At 39.9% G+C, this 19023-nt stretch carries 16 protein-coding genes; 2 read left to right on the top strand and 14 right to left on the bottom strand.

Annotated features, from left to right (window positions below; translation table 11 throughout):
• Positions 1-67: 67 nt before the first annotated feature.
• The 4 genes from rlmN to ACQKCP_RS00370 all read right to left on the bottom strand — a co-directional run bounded on the left by rlmN (position 68) and on the right by ACQKCP_RS00370 (position 5360).
• Entirely contained in the window at positions 68-1297 is a 1230-nt protein-coding gene (gene rlmN, locus ACQKCP_RS00385; protein ID WP_057759033.1) for a 23S rRNA (adenine(2503)-C(2))-methyltransferase RlmN, read from the bottom strand.
• Between the two features lie 513 nt (positions 1298-1810).
• The gene (ndk, locus tag ACQKCP_RS00380) at positions 1811-2242 is read right to left on the bottom strand and encodes a nucleoside-diphosphate kinase (protein ID WP_057759031.1); all 432 of its coding nucleotides are present in this window, start codon (positions 2240-2242) and stop codon (positions 1811-1813) included.
• 331 nt (positions 2243-2573) lie between these two features.
• Entirely contained in the window at positions 2574-3863 is a 1290-nt protein-coding gene (locus ACQKCP_RS00375) for an adenylosuccinate synthase (RefSeq protein ID WP_075106326.1), read from the bottom strand.
• Between the two features lie 198 nt (positions 3864-4061).
• Complete coding sequence (locus ACQKCP_RS00370; protein WP_427610867.1) at positions 4062-5360, bottom strand: ATP phosphoribosyltransferase regulatory subunit; 1299 nt, start codon at positions 5358-5360, stop codon at positions 4062-4064.
• 488 nt (positions 5361-5848) lie between these two features.
• On the opposite strand from ACQKCP_RS00370, the gene ACQKCP_RS00365 reads away from it, so the two are divergent.
• Together ACQKCP_RS00365 and corA are read left to right on the top strand one after the other, a co-directional pair.
• Positions 5849-6238 carry a DUF2237 family protein gene (locus tag ACQKCP_RS00365; RefSeq protein ID WP_057759025.1) on the top strand — a complete coding sequence of 130 codons (390 nt, stop codon included), beginning with the start codon at positions 5849-5851 and terminating at the stop codon, positions 6236-6238.
• Between the two features lie 145 nt (positions 6239-6383).
• Complete coding sequence (corA, locus tag ACQKCP_RS00360; protein WP_371546973.1) at positions 6384-7538, top strand: magnesium/cobalt transporter CorA; 1155 nt, start codon at positions 6384-6386, stop codon at positions 7536-7538.
• Between the two features lie 63 nt (positions 7539-7601).
• Here the strand turns inward: corA and ACQKCP_RS00355 are convergent, their stop codons facing one another.
• From ACQKCP_RS00355 to ACQKCP_RS00310, 10 genes are all read right to left on the bottom strand, one after another.
• Positions 7602-8120: a phosphate-starvation-inducible protein PsiE gene (locus ACQKCP_RS00355; protein WP_057759021.1), complete on the bottom strand. Its 519-nt coding sequence runs from the start codon at positions 8118-8120 to the stop codon at positions 7602-7604.
• A gap of 99 nt (positions 8121-8219) precedes the next feature.
• Positions 8220-9098 carry a bifunctional methylenetetrahydrofolate dehydrogenase/methenyltetrahydrofolate cyclohydrolase FolD gene (gene folD, locus ACQKCP_RS00350; protein ID WP_427610866.1) on the bottom strand — a complete coding sequence of 293 codons (879 nt, stop codon included), beginning with the start codon at positions 9096-9098 and terminating at the stop codon, positions 8220-8222.
• A 277-nt stretch (positions 9099-9375) separates the two neighbouring features.
• Positions 9376-10575: a DegT/DnrJ/EryC1/StrS family aminotransferase gene (locus ACQKCP_RS00345; protein WP_427610865.1), complete on the bottom strand. Its 1200-nt coding sequence runs from the start codon at positions 10573-10575 to the stop codon at positions 9376-9378.
• Between the two features lie 145 nt (positions 10576-10720).
• A complete protein-coding gene (locus tag ACQKCP_RS00340) occupies positions 10721-11332 on the bottom strand; it encodes a sugar transferase (RefSeq protein ID WP_427610864.1) in 612 nt (203 codons plus the stop codon).
• Positions 11333-12463 carry a glycosyltransferase family 4 protein gene (locus ACQKCP_RS00335; RefSeq protein WP_427610863.1) on the bottom strand — a complete coding sequence of 377 codons (1131 nt, stop codon included), beginning with the start codon at positions 12461-12463 and terminating at the stop codon, positions 11333-11335. It abuts the gene before it with no gap.
• A gap of 11 nt (positions 12464-12474) precedes the next feature.
• Positions 12475-13569: a hypothetical protein gene (locus tag ACQKCP_RS00330; RefSeq protein ID WP_427610862.1), complete on the bottom strand. Its 1095-nt coding sequence runs from the start codon at positions 13567-13569 to the stop codon at positions 12475-12477.
• Positions 13559-14635, bottom strand: a complete 1077-nt coding sequence (locus ACQKCP_RS00325) for a glycosyltransferase (RefSeq protein ID WP_427610861.1) — start codon at positions 14633-14635, stop codon at positions 13559-13561. The genes ACQKCP_RS00330 and ACQKCP_RS00325 overlap by 11 nt, the downstream gene beginning before the upstream one ends.
• 73 nt (positions 14636-14708) lie before the next feature.
• Positions 14709-15782, bottom strand: coding sequence for a glycosyltransferase family 4 protein (locus ACQKCP_RS00320; RefSeq protein WP_427610860.1), 1074 nt, complete (start codon positions 15780-15782; stop codon positions 14709-14711).
• 202 nt (positions 15783-15984) lie between these two features.
• Positions 15985-17079 (bottom strand): glycosyltransferase family 4 protein, encoded by a 1095-nt coding sequence (locus ACQKCP_RS00315; protein WP_427610859.1) that lies wholly within the window; start codon positions 17077-17079, stop codon positions 15985-15987.
• 99 nt (positions 17080-17178) lie between these two features.
• Positions 17179-18843 (bottom strand): ABC transporter ATP-binding protein, encoded by a 1665-nt coding sequence (locus tag ACQKCP_RS00310; protein ID WP_427610858.1) that lies wholly within the window; start codon positions 18841-18843, stop codon positions 17179-17181.
• Between the last annotated feature and the right edge of the window lie 180 nt (positions 18844-19023).

Here is a 19023-nt window from a genome sequence, read left to right as displayed (position 1 = left end):
TCCGACAGACAAAAGACAGCTAAAGCGCTATACCAGTCGAATATAACGTTTATCTTCTCAAAGACTACTAAACGCTTTCACGATCTTTAATGCTCTGTTGCCACGCGGCTGAGCGTCTGGTACGATCGGCAACTTGTCCAACCAACTGACCACAAGCGGCATCGATGTCATCACCACGTGTTTGACGAATCGTACAAACAAAACCTGCTTCGCTCAATATATTACTAAACGCATGAATACGGTTATTGCTTGATTTATCATACGGTGCATGTGGGAATGGGTTGAACGGAATAAGGTTAATCTTACTTGGTAACCCTTCTAATAGCGCAACCAACTGATGGGCATGCTCATTACTGTCATTGACGCCATCAAGCATCACATACTCGATTGTAACGTGCTTCTTATGACGTGGATTGACATCATAAACATAGTTTTTTGCCGCTGCAATCAGCTCTTCTAATGGATATTTTTTGTTAATTGGTACCAACTCATTACGCAGCTCATCATTTGGCGCATGCAGTGAAATAGCCAATGCCACATCAATGTCTTGCGCTAGCTGATACATTTTCGGGACGACACCAGAAGTCGATAACGTGACGCGACGCTTTGACAATCCATAAGCATGATCGCTTAGCATCAACTCCATTGAACCTACTACAGGTTTATAGTTCAATAGCGGCTCACCCATGCCCATCATCACCACGTTGGTGACGTTATTTTCCCATAGACTATGATCGACGTTTTCTAAACTTTCATTTTCATCTGTCATATATGACGCATTAGCGACCCATAACTGACCGATAATTTCAGCCGCGCTCAAGTCACGCTCAAACCCTTGTTTGCCCGTACTACAGAAGCTACAATCTAGTGCACAGCCTACTTGCGAAGACACGCATAATGTCTTACGGCCATTTAACTTGCTATCATCTGCAGGGATAAGCACTGTCTCAACTAACGAGCCACCAGTGACTTCAAATACCCACTTACGCGTACCATCATCACTATATTGACGATGAATCACTTTGGGCGGTACCACACAAGCATTAAGCGATAATTTATCTCGTAATGACTTACTCAAATTGGTCATTTGCTCAAAATCGGTCACGCCATGCTGATAAATCCACTTAATCACCTGAGTAGATCGAAATGGCTTTTCGCCAATACTCTTGAAGTAATCAGCCAGTTGCGCTTGCGTCATACCCAATAAATTGGTTTTGGCATGTGCCTCATCTACTAGCTTAATGCTATCAGTAATCTTAGCAGGTACGTGCTGAGTAGGTGCTTGAACAGTTGACATAATAGGTAACCTTTTTGCAGGAGCTTAGATAAGCGGTGCAATTATTTATATGGGTTTTGCCATACATACGTGAGTGCATGAGCAATCCGCTATGAGCGCAGTTTTTCGAATTAATGAAAACATGCTGATAAGGGATTGATAACGCTAAGTAAAATTAATAATGAGGCAAGTTACTAAGAATTTCAATGAATAATATAATCACAGAACTCTAAAGCAGATACAAGGCAGCCGACTGCATATTGTACAAGTAGTACATCTAAGGAGGGTAACACCCTAGCAGTTTAGTAATTCTTGGACTATAGGATTATTATAATAGCTAAAACGGCCTATACCCATAAGATATAAGCCGTCTCGCAAACCAATTATAAACAATCAATGTTGTAAATAATTTGTCTATAGTCAATCAAGTATAAAACTCATACAGGTAAGATCAGTCTAAATCGTAGCCGTCTTATTATAACAGTTACCTCAAACAAATCGAATGCCGTAAAAGCTTATCGCTGATTTACTATATTAGCGTGTACGTGCACAAACTTCATCATCGCTGAAGAAGTAGCTGATTTCACGTGCTGCTGATTCAGCTGAATCTGAACCATGTACTGCGTTTTCGTCGATGCTGCTAGCGAAGTCAGCACGGATAGTGCCTTCAGCAGCTTCTTTTGGGTTAGTTGCACCCATGATTTCACGATGCTGAGCGATAGCGTTTTCGCCTTCTAGTACTGATACCAATACTGGACCTGACATCATGAAAGATTTTAGGTCGTTGTAAAATGGACGCTCAGCGTGCTCAGCATAAAAACCGCCTGCTTTTTCATCATCAAGTTGTAGCATTTTGGCTGCAACAATTTTTAGACCAGCTTGTTCGAAACGGCTATAGATAGCGCCGATGTGGTTGCCAGCAACTGCGTCAGGTTTGATGATAGATAAAGTACGTTCGTTAGCCATGAGAAGCTCCTAATAAATGATAAATTCAATAAAATATGAAAAATTAATGCGTTGTTTTAGCTTTAGCCACAATGTTGACTTGGACTGTTTTACACAACTCATGGTATATCAGTGTATAACCATAAGCGCCAACATCGGATTGCTGCCTATTATAATGATTAAGACCATAAATGATAGGGTTAATTTATGACCATACCTTGCATAAAAGTAAATTTATTGTGCATTAGTCGTTGATAATGCTATAAGTTCTAACAAAAGCAAAAACCCCAACGCTCAGCATCGGGGTTTTTTATTAATACTCAAAACTATTTAATCAAGTTTGTAGTACAAATTAAGCGTCGTACGGATCACGCAATACGATAGTCTCTTCACGATCAGGACCAGTTGAGATGATGTCAACAGGACAGCCAATCAAATCTTCGATACGTTTGATATATTTTTTCGCATTCTCTGGTAAGTCATCATAATTAGTAATACCAACGGTAGACTCGCTCCAGCCTTGCATCGTTTCGTACTTAGGCGTTACTGACTCATAGAATTCAGCATCATGTGCGCCTGCACACTCAGTCTCAGGTAGGTTGTAACCCACACCGATTAGCAACTCTTCAAGACCATCTAGTACGTCAAGCTTAGTTAAGCAGATACCTGACATAGAGTTGAGTACCACTGCACGGCGTAATGCTTCAGCATCGAACCAACCACAGCGGCGCGCACGACCAGTCGTTGCACCAAACTCATGGCCGACTTTGGCTAAGTGAGCACCAACATCATCGAACAATTCAGTTGGGAATGGACCACTACCAACGCGCGTGGTGTATGCTTTAGTGATACCAAGTACGTAGTCTAAATACAATGGACCGATACCGGTACCCGTTGATACGCCACCAGCAGTTACGCTTGAGCTGGTCACAAACGGATAAGTACCATGGTCGATGTCAAGTAGTGTACCTTGAGCACCTTCAAACATGAGGTTTTTGCCAGCCAAACGCAATTGATTTAGGTCTTCAGTTACATCAGTAACCATGCCTTTAATCTCTTCTTTCCACTCTTGGCAAAGCTTGTACGTTTCATCAAAATCAATCGCTTCAACTTTATAATACTCAGTCAGTTGGAAGTTGTGATATTCGATTAAGTTACGTAGTTTTTCTTCTAGATCTTCACGGAACAAGTCAGCAAGCTTGATCGCACGGCGAGCGACTTTGTCTTCGTAGGCAGGACCAATGCCGCGACCTGTTGTACCGATTTTGCCGCTGCCACGCTTGGCTTCACGCGCTTGGTCAAGTGCCACATGGTAAGGCATGATAAGTGGGCAGTTAGGAGAGATACGTAGACGCTCACGTACTGGTACGTTGTTGTCTTCTAACTCTTTCATCTCTTTTAGTAATGCGTCAGGTGCTAACACCACGCCATTACCGATAAAGCAAGTAACGCCTTCACGCAAGATACCTGATGGAATCAAATGCAAGACAGTGGTTTTGCCATCGACAACCAACGTGTGACCAGCATTATGACCGCCTTGGAAGCGGGCTACTGCTGAGGCTTTTTCGGTAAGTAAATCAACGATTTTACCCTTACCTTCGTCGCCCCATTGGCTACCCAAAACTACAACATTCTTACCCATGATCAATCCTTACCTTTATGTATTGAGGTGTGTGCAATAAAAGCTGAAAATTAAAATGATTTTCTTAGCTATATCTTTTTATCTCAGTGCTTCATGAAATAGAAACACTGAGATATCTAACAAATAATTTTACGTTCTCGTAATCTGTACTGAATAATTTTGGCTGCGTGCGCCATTCAATAGCCTACTGTCAAACAGTTAAACAGTCTGTAGCTGCCATTGACTGTCATCAGACATGCTCAAACGATGCGTCACATCATCTGGACTGTCCTGTGCATCTAACGGCATAGTGACGCGATAGCCTTGCTGACGTAGACTCTCTACTTGCTGCAGTAGCGTCTGCATCTCATCTGTATTTGCATTGGTCAAAGCGGCAAAATCAACCAAGACAACGGTTGGCGCATCTAACTGTGTATGAGCCAGCAATCGGCTGACATCCATACTAAACCCCGTGGCTGCACGTAACGCTTGCGTCTGGCTTTGCATACCATCAAAACGGCCACCACGTACTAGTGGCTGCGTTTCACTATTGATATAACCATTGAAGACGATGCCAGTATGATAGTGATAACCTGATAGCTCAGTCACATCGATACTGACTGGGCACTGCCATTGGTCTTGTAGATAGTTTTTCAGACGCTGTAGCTCATCGATCGCCGTTGCGATTTGGCTGTCTTGCTGCGCCGTATCTGATAATTTGGCTAATAGGTTTGCAATATCATGACCAAAGCGTGCCAATACATAAAAATCATCACCCATTGGCAAAGCACGGCAAACACGCTTGAGCTCTGGTAGGTTTTTATTGGCATATAAGTACATCAATTGCTCAGTATCACTGTCTGACAATTCAGCCAATTCAGCCAAACGTTTGAATATCGCTACGTGACCCAAATCGATATGGAGCGCTGCACTCATATTGAGTTTATTTACCATCGTAAACAGCACGTCTATCAGCTCAATATCTGCCGCTAGTGACGCACAGCCAAATATCTCAGCACCTAACTGTAGCGGCGTACGTGAACCAAACAGACCTGATGGCAAGGTATGGATCACATCACCCACATAGCAATAACGTGCAATACCCGTACCGCCATGATGCGCATCTATACGCAAAATCTGCGGGGTGATATCAGCGCGTACGCCCATTAGGCGACCGGTCAACTGATCGATAATCTTAAAGGTTTGACGTTTCAGATCTTCTGACGCATCACTTAGCAAAGACTCAGTAAACTCGATCATCGGTGGGCAAACCAGCTGATAACCATGAGTAATAAGCTGCTCAATTAACTGATGTCTAAGCACTTCTTGCTTATGCGCATCTTCAAACAGGACATCAACCACCCCATCAGGCAATAGCCAACTATTGGCAACATCACTGCCAAAGTTACTCAAATATGGCATACGATTGGGTGCAGCACTGTTTTCGGCAGGCTGAGACACTGTTTCATTGGTAGAATTTGGCTGGGCAGGTTTTGCAGAATCAGAACTAACAGACACAATAAATCCTTGTTTGGCGTATCGCTTACCAAAAACGCGGTACTGATGCGGTACTTAAAGGGTGATTTGCCGGGTATTGACGCTGTGTGTATTTATTTTTAACGCGCAACATCATTGACCCAATTATTTATAAACAAACCAGGTAACCGCAAAAGGGTGAATAATAAGTATAATTTAGAATGATAAGACGAGTATCTTTATGCGCTAAAAAATTGCGACAAATAATCAAGGCACTTTATGCTTTAGTTTAGCATAGCACTCAAGGTTCGCCTAGTGACAATTAGCTACAATCACTATCTAATTACAGTTCAATTGCTGCTTATTAGCTTAGCAGATGTAACAGTCATCATTGATGTATTTGGCTCAATATTGGGCGAATAGCAGAGAGGTTTATTTTTTGTTAACCATAAGATAATGAGCGCGATTACGGCAGCGTCATCAACACCGACTCATGATACACTAACACATATTTTTATCTCGGAAGCCTTATGTCATCTGATTACCACCCAAACCCTGCCATCAACCAAACCAATGTCTTAGGCACCGCACTTGCCAGCTGTTGTTTCGATCCAATCACTGGCTATTATCGCAATGGTTTTTGCCATACTGGCAACCATGATGTTGGTCAACATACCGTCTGCGCCAAGATGACCAGCGAGTTTTTAAACTTCTCTGCCAGTCGCGGTAACGACCTGATTACCCCGCTACCTGAATACAACTTTCCTGGTCTCAAACCTGGTGACTACTGGTGCATCTGCGCGCTACGTTGGGTTGAAGCATTGGACTTTGATATCGCACCGCAAATTAAACTAGAAGCGTGTCACGAGAGTCTATTGGCATTGGTAGATATCGATACGCTAAAAAGCTATGCCCTATAGATAGTATTGGCATACGATAAAACCATAGCAGCGTTCACAGTATATTTGGATTATTGAAGTTTTTTATTATATGACAGGAAAGTATATGGAAAATGATAATAATCAATTGATTAAAAAAACAGCTCATATTGCGCCTGATTCCAATATGAATCATATCTACGCCAATATGAATGACAAGCATCTCTATTTAGACGATGATGATAGTTATATCTATGGTGATGTGGACGCCACTACTGAAGATACTATTGAGACCATGACGGTCTACGATCCTGACTCTGAACGCTATGAAGATATTGATTCATCAAGTGCAGGCGAAGTGGTCAATTGCTACGCTTACTCACGTAAAACAGGTGAGAACCTTAATAGAGTGGCGCTCAATGATGTGAGTCGTACGCTAGGGAACAACGGTCAATTTATTTGGCTTGGGCTATATGATCCAAGCTTAGAAACCATGGTCAAAGTAAAAGAAGCCTTTGACTTGCATGAGCTAGCGATTGAAGACGCCTTTGCTGATCATCAACGTGCCAAGGTCGAAAACTATGATAATGATATGGTCTTTGTGGTGCTACGTACGGCCAAGCTCGAAGACAATGTCATTCGTTATGGTACTACTGCGATATTTATGGGTAAAAACTACCTCATTACGATTCGCAATGGTCCGTCAAACTCTTATGCGCCAGTACGTGAGCATTGTCATCGTCGTCCCGAAAAGCTGCGTATGGGTCCTATATTTGTACTGCATGCTATCCTCGATTTTATCGTTGATAACTATATGCCGATTACCGATCGATTGGGCCGTTACTTGCGCGAGCAAGAGCGCTACGTATTTACTTCTGAGTTTGATAAGGGCACGCTAAAAAATCTCTACGAGCTTAAATCGCAACTGGTACATATGCGTGCCATTATCTTACCTGTGCAAGATATCTGTAGCTTTTTTATCAATCATAAAAAAAGTGAGATTGTCTCTGGGTTTTCTCAAGCCGCTAAGCCGTATTTTCGCGATGTTAACGATCACCTCTTACACTCACTAGATGCTATTAATGGTCTTAATGAAATGCTGAGCGTGGTGATGAATACCTATATGGCGATGGTCAATATGGGTCAGAATGAAGTGGTGCGTAAGCTCGCTGCATGGGCAGGTATTCTGGCAGTGCCGACAGCTATCGCTGGTATTTATGGCATGAACTTTGACTTTATGCCTGAGCTACATTGGAAGTATTCTTACCTTGTTATTATGGCCATAATTATCGCCTTATGTAGCTATCTGTACTACAATTTTAAAAGATTGAAATGGTTGTAATACCAAACGCTAGGCATAAAAAAAGAGCAACCACTGGTCGCTCTTTTTTTTGTTGCTATCTAATTATTCACGGCGATGCTTAGTATGGCTATCGGGCGCTTGAGCATTATCAGGCAATAGCGCTTTAACCGTTAGGTTTGCATGCTGCTTATCAAGATTATCCTCTGGGCGACCAAACGTTTTTGCTGTCCAAGTCAGGATTACAATAGAGCCGCTCAATAACATGATGGCCACGGAAATTGTCGCTAGCAGCCATAAATGGAAATAGTCTGAAACTGCCTGTACATCAACCACCAAATGTCGTGACAATGCTGTTATGGCAATAAATATCAAAAACTGTACTGGCAGTCGGTGGGTTTTAAAGTAGATACCTATCATAGCCAGTAGCTCAAGGTAAATAAATAACATCAATATGTCTTTTAGATCCGCTGAACCCTTTTGGACAATATAAATAAACTCCTTACCTGCAGTCCAAACGACAACCACACTGATTAGAAATAAAATAACGTAATGACAGACATCGACAAACTCTCTACCAATACTTTGTAGTCGCTCATGGACACCTACGTTTTTTTTAGCCATGTTTAGGTCCTATCAACTGAAATGTGGTTGATTTAGCCTGAGTCTATGTTACCTCAGGCCCCTTATATATCGGCAATCAGTATTCGTATGACTATTTTTTTAGCCGTTATTCAAACCTGCTGACTTTTCAGCAGCATCGACCGTTTGGCGAATAAGCGTGTTGATAGTCATCGGTCCAACGCCGCCTGGTACTGGCGTATAAGCGCTGGCAATGTTTTCCATGCCTTTCATTTCGATATCACCAACACCGCCATCATCTGTAGGATGGAAGCCTGCATCAACGACAACCGCTCCTGCTTTGATCCACTCCGCTTTAATCAGCTCAGGTACACCTACTGCACCAACCACAATATCTGCACGCTTAATATGCGCCGCCAAATCTTGAGTTCTTGAATGGCAGATTGTCACCGTACAGTTAGCATTCAATAGCATCATCGCCATTGGCTTACCTAAGATAGCACTACGCCCTACGACCACTGCTTCTTTACCCGATAGCTCGATATCATAATGCTCTAACAAATGCATGATGCCCTGCGGTGTGCATGAGCCATAAGCTGACTGCTGCATCGCCATACGACCAAAACCAAGGCAAGTCACACCATCGACGTCTTTTGCTAAGTCAATCTGCTCAAAACAAGCACGCTCATCAATATGCTCAGGAACAGGATGCTGTAGCAAAATGCCGTGTACATCTGGATTGCTATTTAACTCATCTATCTTTGCCATGAGCTGCTCAGTGGTCGTGACACTCGGCATCTCAACGCGTATAGAGTCCATACCAACACGCTTACAAGCGTTGCCTTTCATACGAACATAAGTGGCAGAGGCCGGATCATCACCAACCAATATCGTCGCTAAGCTTGGGGTGCGGCCAGTCTTTTCCTTAATCGTATCTACGCGCGTGCGCAGATCCTGTTCTATTTGTTTGGCAAGTGCTTTGCCGTCCAAAACGGTGGCGGATTCTTGGGCAGTAGACATAGTAACTCCAATAGAGGGTACGATATAAAAAATAAAGACAGCGCGCGCAAATACTTTGCATGCCTGTCCTTTGGTTCGTCAATCTTTGACTAAGAGTATTATTGTACCTGTGTACGCTACAAAATCCTAGCGTAAGATAAAGCCTGCGCACTGATAATTTTTTATAATAAGTTAATTAAAGAGTATTGCTTATATATAGGCAAATGCATCTTGTGCTTTCATCAAGAATAGCGTCGACTGAGGGATGAATTTCTAAAAATAATCATTAATTATCGTCTTATTCGACCATCGAACCAAATACGCTATCGATCGCCTGTATCGTCAGTTTAATTTCAGCCGCCGTCAGCGTAGGATGCACTAGAAACATGAGACTACTCTCTCCTAGCTGCTTTGCCATTGGTAATCTAATCCTTGGACGCAATCCAGTGTTATCAAAGGCCTTCTCCAAATAGACTTCTGACGCAGATCCAGAGAAGCAAGGCACACCTTGATTATTAATTGCTTCAATAATGCGGTCACGTGTCCAGCCATCAGGTAGATTATCGGACTGTATATAGACATATACTTTGTAGTAGGCGTGGTTCGTATTTGAGAACTCCGCTAAATGCTCTAGTCTCGGCACGAGAAGATAACCTTTGGACTCCCATTTGCTACAGGCCTCTAGTATGGCTTGCGCATTAGTAGTCCGTTTGGCTGTCCACTCACTCATTTTTTCCAGTTGAATACGCCCCAAAACGCCTTGCATCTCAGTCATACGCCAATTGGTGCCAAAGCTTTCATGCAGCCAGTTGTAGCCAGGTGATTGCTCCGTTTCATAGACTGCCGCATAGCTCTTACCATGATCCTTATACGCCCACATTTTTCGCCATAGCAGTTCGCTATCGGTGGTGACCATACCGCCCTCACCTCCTGTGGTCATAATTTTATCTTGGCAAAAACTCCATGCCCCAACATGACCAATACTGCCAACACTTCGCCCTTTATATCGTGCGCCATGAGCTTGTGCGCAATCTTCAATGACATATAGGCCATGCTCATCTGCCAATGCCATAATGCTGTCCATATCACATGGCCAGCCAGCCAGATGGACGCACACGATACTTTTCGTCTTGTCGCTTAGTACAGCTGTGATAGTCTCAGCGGTAATATTGCCAGTTGCTTTATCAACGTCTGCAAAGATGGGGATCGCACCTGCATTGACAATTGATGAGATACTAGCGATAAAGGTACGCGGTGTGACAATGACCTCATCACCTGCACCTATATCGAGTGCTTGTAACGCGACATCCAATGCCAAGGTGCCATTACCCAATGCTATTGCGTACTTACTACCTACCCAGTCAGCAAACTCTCGCTCAAACTGACGACATTCTTCGCCTGTCCAATAATTGACTTTATTAGATAGTAGCACTCGACTGACAGCATCAGCCTCATGTTGCGTGAATTTTGGCCAAGGTGAAAAAGGGGTATTTAGCATATGTTCCTCTATGGTACTTATGTCTAATATTGTGTCACGCTCTACGATAAACTGCTCACTATGTTATTAACCTTTTATATCTTATGATTTTTCTAATACTTAATGTCTTTTGATTAACTGTATTGCTATCAGAAAAGCACTTTTTTTAAAGCATTTCTTCATTAATACTATTGCCCATGAATTTACTCATAGTTGCTTCGCCCTCAGCACTGATACCATCTTTAACAATAACTTTTTTCACTGTTTTAAATAAAATCTTGATATCCAGCCACAGCGACTGATTGTCAACATACCATGTATCCAGTGCAAACCTCTCGTCCCACCCGATAGCGTTGCGACCATTAACTTGAGCATAACCTGTAATACCTGGGCGGACGTCGTGTCGGCGCGCTTGCTCATCATTATATAATGGTAGATATTCCATTAATAATGGTCGCGGGCCCACTAGACTCATATCGCCTTTTATGACATTCCAAAGCTCAGGTAGCTCATCAAGGCTGGTGTTACGCAGCGCTTTACCAAACGATGTCAATCGCTCGCCATCTTCCAAAGGGTTGCCATCTGCGTCTATATCATTCTTCATTGAGCGAAACTTTATCATTTCAAATGGCTTGCCATACAGACCTGGACGAATCTGACGAAATAGAACAGGCGCGCCAAGATTCTTACTCACCTTGTATGCAGTTGCAATGTAGACAGGAGATAGCACTACTAATGCTGTCGTTGCACCTACAATGTCAAATAGTCGTTTTATCATTTATAAGCCCAACATATTTATTAGTCGTTTATTGACTTTATCTGCATCAAATTTCTTTTGTGCTAGCTTGTAGCTTTCATCACCCATCTTTTCAATTTTTTCAGGATGTTCTATAAAGTAAATCATTTTCTCTGCCAAAGCTTTCGGATTCCATTTCTCTACTAAAAACCCATTTACTCCATCAACAACCGTTTCACGGCAACCAGGTACATCAGTAGTGATAATAGGTCTTCCAATTGCCATCGCTTCTTGAGTGCTGCGCGGCACACCTTCACGATAAGACGGCAGTACAAATACGTGATGATTTGCAATCCAGTCTTTTACATTATCAACATGACCAGGATAGTTTACGATGTTCAATGCAATCAACTCATCTAACTCTGATTTCTGCAATGCACCCATATTAGAAGCATCTATCTCTCCTAAAATAGTAAAATATGCTTCAGGATATATTTTCTTTACTATTTTTATAGCCGAAATAAGATCATGGATACCTTTTTCTTTCAATAAGCGACCAATAAATAAAAATTTGATAGGTTCTTCGATATTCACTATGGACTGATATTTGTACTGGCTTAGATTTAAACCAATACCACCTAGCACATTTACCTGTTTCACTTGTATTTTATACCGCTTCAATAAATCATTAGGATCATCAGTATTTAAAAATATAAGACGATTTAACCGTGGCAAAGCAATTTTATACAATAAGACCTGGATACCTTTAATCACTTTTACCTTCTTGCTGAGGCCTTCAGGTTGATCTGTAAAACAATAACCCAATCCTTCGAGCATACCTACAACCTGTGGAACCTTTGCTATTTTTGCTGCTAACGTGCCAAAGATGACGGGTTTAGAAAAGTAAGAGAACACAACATCTGGCGCTATTTTCTTAATAACTTTGGACAGATGATAAGCTGCTGTGATATCCGCTAAAGGATTTAAGCCCCCTCGATTTAGACTATAGGTTACAGGTATGGCACCCAACCTCTCTATTTTCTTTAGCTCATCTTGAGTATATTCAGAAGTAAACGCATAGACAGTATGCTGCTGTTTGACCAGCTCCTGAATAAGGTCAGCGCGAAAGCCATAAAAACTATAAGCAATGGTGCCTAAAATAATTATTTTCATCCATTCACCACCTATACTCTATTTGAGGAGGACTTTCTAAAAGACGATCTTTTAAGCCTTAAGATATAAAAAAAACTGATATATATAGCCAAATAGTTGTATATCCTTAGACGTACTGCGGTGCCTAAATTATCGTTTCCGATCAACCAAACACTGCCGTAGAACACGAAAAATATAATGAGAAAACGTACAAAGCTGTCTGCTAACTTAATATTCTTTAATACATATATGAGCATGAAAAAGAAAGGAACGGTTTCGAGTACAAATAATACAAGCGCTAGCGGGTTAGTAATGTACAAGCCCAGCATCTGCCCCAAAAAGCTAATTATAAAATTAGGTATAAATAGTATAGGATTAGAAAAGCTGAGACCTAGAGTTGAGCCACCTTCCGACTCTTCAAATCCAGACCGATACTCAGTTAGCAAGTCCAAAACGCCTAAATAGTTTACTGCAAACAGAAGTCCAAGATAGAGAAGACCTAAATAAAAAGCTCTACTTTTAGTAAATTTTATTTTTAAGAAAAGTAGACTAAGCAAGTATGCATACCCTAAATAAGGTCTTATCTCTATTAAGAAAAATCCAATTGCCACAGATAATAAAAAATAACAGACAGCACCAAAAACACTATGACTATTTAAAAACCACTTTACTGTCAGACATCCTAATAGAAAACTAAAAGCCATAAATATATCGCGAAATATATCTGTTGAAAAAAAGAATATCGTTGGATGAATTAAGCAAACTAAAAGAGCGTATAAATAGTATTTTTGATTTCTTTTGAACGTTATGCCTGAAAGTCTAACTACCATAATAGGAATGGCTATTAAACTTAAAAAAAATAAGAAATAAGTAGTCAAATCACGCGAATACAAGCCATAATCGTTTAACCACCTTAGTAATACTGGCCAAATATTTACTGCGGTATCTGTAAAGCCTTCAGCATAAGAGTTATAGTAATTAGCATCGCTGCCACCGCCCAAGTTTATTATTAAAATATCGTATTCCATCAGTACAAATGCAATTATTTTTGAGAAAAAGATAGCAGTAACTAATAAAAATATATTAGAGTTAGAAAATCTCTCAAATAATTGCCGATTATTTCTCATAGTATATTTCCACCCATTCATCAGAAATAATCTTTATATCAAATTTTTCTTTGGCATATTGTCGACCTAGAATGTTCTTCTGTTCAATTAATAAATTAGCTTCGATGGCCTTTGCTAAAGCTTCAGGCTTACGAATAGGTACGATACTTCCATAACCGTCTAATATCTCACGGGCGCCGCTAACATCAGTAGAAACGACGTTTGCTTGACAAGCTAAAGCTTCAATCAATACTGTCGGCAGCCCCTCATAATCAGATGATAAAACGAACGTATCACAAGCACTCATCAACGTTGATATATCACTCCTTCTACCTAACAAAATAACTTCTTTATCTAACTCTAACTCTATAATATGCCTTTCGATTTCTGTCCTTAATTCACCATCACCTGCAATAATCAGTACAAAAGGAATAGAATTAGCGTTTTTTAAAAATCTTATGGACCTCAAGAGATTAAGGTAGTTCTTCGCTTTATTAAACCTACCAACTGCTAAGATTACCTTGCAGTTCTTATCTAGCCCGAGCTCATCCTTTATTGCAATTTTTGCCTGCGTACTATAACTAAAGTCATCAAAATTCACTCCGTTATATATAGCTTTCATTCCTTTTTTTGGTACTGCATATCTTGATTCAAAAGAGGCAACTGCCGTGTTGCTGACATTGGTGCTTACATCGGCCAAGCGGTTGGTCAGTCGATAAGCTAGCATACGTAGTGCACCGCCCTCATTGCTACTGTGGGCGGTGGATATCAATCTATTTATTGGAGTTACTATTTTAACTAAGCGCGTCAAAATGTTTGCATGGACCATATGCGAGTGCACAACGTCAGGCTGATAACTTTTAATTATTTTTGATAGCAAAATATATGCAGCAGGTAGAGAGATTAGAGTGGTCAAGCTAACTTTCACTAACTCAATACCTTCACATGTTGGTCTAGTAAGTACCTCACCTACAAAATACACAATTCTAACTTGATGCCCTTTTTGGACCATGGCATCCGCCAAGTCACAAACAACTCGTTCAGCGCCTCCTTGTCCTAAGCCTGTAATAACATATAGTATTTTCATTGTTATCCTATAGCTATAAAATTGTTATATGAGTAGGCATACATCCATTATTTTTATTATTTTTATTCTATAATTAGTCACTCTTTTCTAATAGTTCAATCCACTGCCCTATTATTTCTTTAGGTTGATATTTTTTAGATTTCTCTTTTCCTCGTAAGCCAATTATTTTTCGATCTTCTTTATTATCCATCAGTTCTATCAAGGCTGAAGCAAGCTCATCGATATTGTTTTTCGGTACTAAAATTGAACCTGTACCTTTTAATATTTCTGCAGGGCCTGTATCACAATCAAAACTAACAATAGGTAGTCCAAAAGCTAACGCCTCAAGCAGCACCATTGGAAAACCTTCAAAACGAGAGCTTAAACAAAATATTTCTGCTTCTTTATAGTATTTACTTACATCCGAAGTCTTACCCACCAAGCTCACTTTTTCAGTTAACTCATTCTTTTCAATAAATTTTGTGAGTTTGTTTCTCTCTTTGCCTTCGCCAACTATGACTAGTTTCCAGTCTGGCATAAAGTCACTTACCTTAACCCAAGCCTCAAGCAACATGTCGAAACCTTTCACCTGAATCAACCTACCTACTGCCAATACGGTTTTTGTGTTTTCTCGCTTGATATAGTCTTGTGGTGGGAATGGACAAGCATTTTCTATTGCTAAGATTTGTGATTTATGATGCGTGCCGTCTAACCAATACTGCTTATCTCTTTCCGTTAAAGTCACTACTGAATCACAATATCGTGCTGCTAGTTGACGAGCGACTCTTCTACTTCTAACTCCTAAATCGTGATTAAAATTCAAGTGCTCCCAACATATATGCTTGACCGGTAAGCCAATGGTGGCAGGTATAGTAAATTGAGAGCATAACGTCTCTACTACTATCAATGCATCAATCCCCTCTTCTTTTAGTAGCTTCCTTAATTTATAAATAGTATTAGGAATACGGAGCAACCTATGGTCTGAAAAACTCATTAGAGAAACTAGTTTTATTTCTTTATTTATAGGAAAAAAAGGTTTATCTCCATAGGATATGCTAGCTAGCATTACTTCATACCCTACTTCAGATAAGCTATTCGCAAGCATACATCCTACTCGCTCAGTACCGCCCGAGCTATTGACACTACTAATTACTATTAGAACTTTCATGTCGCTCTCCTTATTATTTATCTCTAAAGGCTATAACATAAATGGATTTCATATAAGTAGCTTTTATGAATATGCGCAAGCTAAATATTGATCATATCTCATACTATTACTGTTTATACTAAAACTATATTTGATAATTATTACCCGCACAAAAAATACTTGATTTCTTATCTGAATTAATATAAACATATAAAAAATAATTTTATTTTTTTAAACCTTCCAATAAAAGAACCCACTGGTTTATTATTTCTTTAGGTTGATATTTTTCAGATTTACCCCTGCTTTTTATGCCAATTATTTTTCGATCTTCTTTATTATTCATGAGCTTTATCAATGCTGAAGCCAGTTGCTTAGTATTATTTTTTGGCACTAAGAGAGAACCCGTACCTTTTAATATTTCTGCAGGGCCTGTATCACAATCAAAGCTAACAACAGGTAGTCCAAAAGCCAGCGTCTCTAGCAATACCATTGGAAAACCTTCAAAACGAGAGCTTAAGCAAAATATTTCCGCTTGTTCATAATATCTACTTATATGAGAGGTATTACCTACTAGGCACACGCTTTCTGTCAACTTGGCTCTTTCGATAAACCCTGTTATTTTTTTTCTATCTTCTCCCTCCCCAACTATGACTAGCTTCCAATCAGGCATAGAGCTATTTATCTGCACCCAAGCCTCAAGTAACATGTCAAAGCCTTTTATTTGAGTCAACCCACCAACTGCCAATACGATTTTGGTGTTTTCTTTTTTGATATATGTCTGCGGTGGAAATGGGCAAGGGTTAGGTATTGCTACTATTTGAGACCTATGATATGTGCCATCTAACCAGTACTGCTTATCTCTTTCTGTCAAAGTCACTACTGCATCACAATATCGTGCGGCTAATTGACGAGCTAACCTTCTAACAGGTTTTCCTAAGTCATTTTTAAAATTAAAATGCTCCCAGCAAACATGATTGACCTTTAAACCCACTAGCGCAGGTACTGTAAATATGCATGAAATACTATCAACCACAACGAGCGTATCAATTTTTTGTTTTTTTACAAATTGACGTAACTTATAAATTGCTTGCAAAATTCTCTTTTTAAAAGACACACTCTTAGAGTATAAAAAGTGATTTTCTATATTATCATTTAGATTAAAAAAAGGATTGTCGCCTCCTACAAGGCTTAAAATTGAGATGTTATAACTTCTTTCGGCAAACCCATTCGCAATTAAACTGGTTACTCTTTCAGTACCGCCAGCGTGATTAAGATTACCTATAAGAAAGCATATATTTTTCATATTTTTATCTCTCAAATAAACCCATGCATCCTATTGCGTTCATTATTAAAACTTCATAATCGTTACTTACCATAGAAAATGGTGATTTATAAAAATAACTTTTTATTATTTTAACTATGAATACATAGCCATTTTTTCGAACGTTGGGTTATTATTTATTAACTGTTGATAAGTGCCTTGTTCAATCACTTTACCTTTTTCCATAAAATAAATAATATCGCAATTTTTTACTGTTTTTAGACGATGGGCTATCATTACGATGGTCTTCTGCCCACTTAGCTCTTGAATAGCGTCCATTATGACTTTTTCAGTAATACCGTCTAAGGCACTTGTTGCTTCATCAAACACCAATACATCAGCTTGATTGTATAAAGCTCTAGCTATGCCAATACGCTGTCGCTGTCCTCCAGATAGTTGTACGCCTCGTTCACCGACTTTAGTATTTAAACCTTCAGATAAACTGTCTACTAAGAACTCTAGATGGGCAAGCTTAATTGCCTGTTTTACTCTTACTAAGTCAATATCTTTACGACATATGCCAAAAGCGACGTTTTCAGCGATACTACCTTCACTCAAAAATATACTCTGCGGTACGAAACCTATGTATTGCTGCCAAGCCTGCTTGTTTTTTTCATCGATAATTAAGTCATCAAGCATTAGCTGTCCGGTAGTTGGTGCAATAAGACCTAGTAATAGATCGATAGCTGTAGATTTACCAGACCCCGACTCACCGACAAAACCAACTGTAGAATTGATAGGTATATTTAGATTTATATTATCTAATGCTGGCATTACTTTATTAGGATAGGTGAAGCTAACCCTATTCAGTCGTATAGTCTCGATTTTTGCTAAATCAATTGTTTGACCGCTCGCAATATCTGAAGCAGCACCCTGCACACTATCTACGGTCAATGATGCTAGCAAGTCTTCTTTTATAGAATCAAAAGCAGCCGTATTACCTCTAATCGTAGCAACGCTATGGTATATTTGCTGCAAAGCAGGTAATAACTTAAAACCAGCAAGAGCATAAACGGTTAATATAGGTAATACTTGGCTCAAATTCCTTTCGCGTGTTGTCAGCAAAACTAAAACTAGCCCAATCATTGCACCAAAAGCTAATAACTCCATTAAATATCTAGGTGCTTGGCTTAATGCTGTATTTACTCCTTGAGCATGCGCAAATAACTTTCCACTTGTCTCAAACTGATGTACAAAATCATGTCTACGATTGTAGAGTAGTACATCTTTGATCCCCCCAAAGCCCTCATTCATTAAACGAAATCGATTAGTTGAGGTAGTAGAAACGTACTCTCCATACAAGGCGATACGCTTACGAATCATTCTGTATATAATTACGTAACCGCTAGCAAACAATACAACCCCTACGGTTGCTATCAATGGGTTATAAATAAAGATACTAACTGAGATAAATACTGCTAATACTAGACGAGCATTCATCTGTATAAACGGTAAAATGATAAAGTTTGTTACTCTTAATGCCTCAGTTGCAATTTGCTTCGTCAATTGAGCGCTGCTTCCACTGGCATGGAACAACCAGTCTTTTTGCAAATAATAATGATACAAACGATCACTAATCTCTGTACCAACAGAATAAGCAAATAAAGACAAACGCCATGTCGTAATCATCGACAAAATAGACGCTAAACTAAGCATCAACAGTACAAACAGACCCGTTATAAATAAAAAATCTGTATGTGTACTCACACCGCTAGCTACATATATACGATTAAGAATTGCATTGGTTTCAAGCAGCTGCATATCAGCCACTAAGGCCATAAAGGGCCCTATAGAAGCAATTCCTAGCAACTCCATAAATGCCATGAACACCATCATGATCTGCAAAGACAAATAACGTCGTCGCTGATCTACAGTTAACAGGGCAAACAATTCTTTGGCTAATCGCAGCATACTTTTAACCACTCTATTAGTTTACTTACT

Source organism: Psychrobacter sp. NPDC078631, assembly GCF_050268165.1.
Lineage (GTDB): Bacteria > Pseudomonadota > Gammaproteobacteria > Pseudomonadales > Moraxellaceae > Psychrobacter.
The sequence above is the reverse complement of the archived record's forward strand: the minus strand, read 5'-3'. Positions and strand labels throughout refer to the sequence as shown.

What these genes read in the sequence shown, in the direction of transcription:
- ACQKCP_RS00375 (WP_075106326.1), bottom strand. Translation starts at nt 3,863, where the DNA reads ATGGGTAAGAATGTTGTAGTTTTGGGTAGCCAATGGGGCGACGAAGGT.
- ACQKCP_RS00345 (WP_427610865.1), bottom strand. Translation starts at nt 10,575, where the DNA reads ATGCTAAATACCCCTTTTTCACCTTGGCCAAAATTCACGCAACATGAG.
- ACQKCP_RS00310 (WP_427610858.1), bottom strand. Translation starts at nt 18,843, where the DNA reads ATGCAGCTGCTTGAAACCAATGCAATTCTTAATCGTATATATGTAGCT.
- rlmN (WP_057759033.1), bottom strand. Translation starts at nt 1,297, where the DNA reads ATGTCAACTGTTCAAGCACCTACTCAGCACGTACCTGCTAAGATTACT.
- ACQKCP_RS00325 (WP_427610861.1), bottom strand. Translation starts at nt 14,635, where the DNA reads ATGAAAATACTATATGTTATTACAGGCTTAGGACAAGGAGGCGCTGAA.
- corA (WP_371546973.1), top strand. Translation starts at nt 6,384, where the DNA reads ATGAATCATATCTACGCCAATATGAATGACAAGCATCTCTATTTAGAC.
- ACQKCP_RS00365 (WP_057759025.1), top strand. Translation starts at nt 5,849, where the DNA reads ATGTCATCTGATTACCACCCAAACCCTGCCATCAACCAAACCAATGTC.
- ndk (WP_057759031.1), bottom strand. Translation starts at nt 2,242, where the DNA reads ATGGCTAACGAACGTACTTTATCTATCATCAAACCTGACGCAGTTGCT.
- folD (WP_427610866.1), bottom strand. Translation starts at nt 9,098, where the DNA reads ATGTCTACTGCCCAAGAATCCGCCACCGTTTTGGACGGCAAAGCACTT.
- ACQKCP_RS00340 (WP_427610864.1), bottom strand. Translation starts at nt 11,332, where the DNA reads ATGATAAAACGACTATTTGACATTGTAGGTGCAACGACAGCATTAGTA.
- ACQKCP_RS00335 (WP_427610863.1), bottom strand. Translation starts at nt 12,463, where the DNA reads ATGAAAATAATTATTTTAGGCACCATTGCTTATAGTTTTTATGGCTTT.
- ACQKCP_RS00355 (WP_057759021.1), bottom strand. Translation starts at nt 8,120, where the DNA reads ATGGCTAAAAAAAACGTAGGTGTCCATGAGCGACTACAAAGTATTGGT.
- ACQKCP_RS00330 (WP_427610862.1), bottom strand. Translation starts at nt 13,569, where the DNA reads ATGAGAAATAATCGGCAATTATTTGAGAGATTTTCTAACTCTAATATA.
- ACQKCP_RS00320 (WP_427610860.1), bottom strand. Translation starts at nt 15,782, where the DNA reads ATGAAAGTTCTAATAGTAATTAGTAGTGTCAATAGCTCGGGCGGTACT.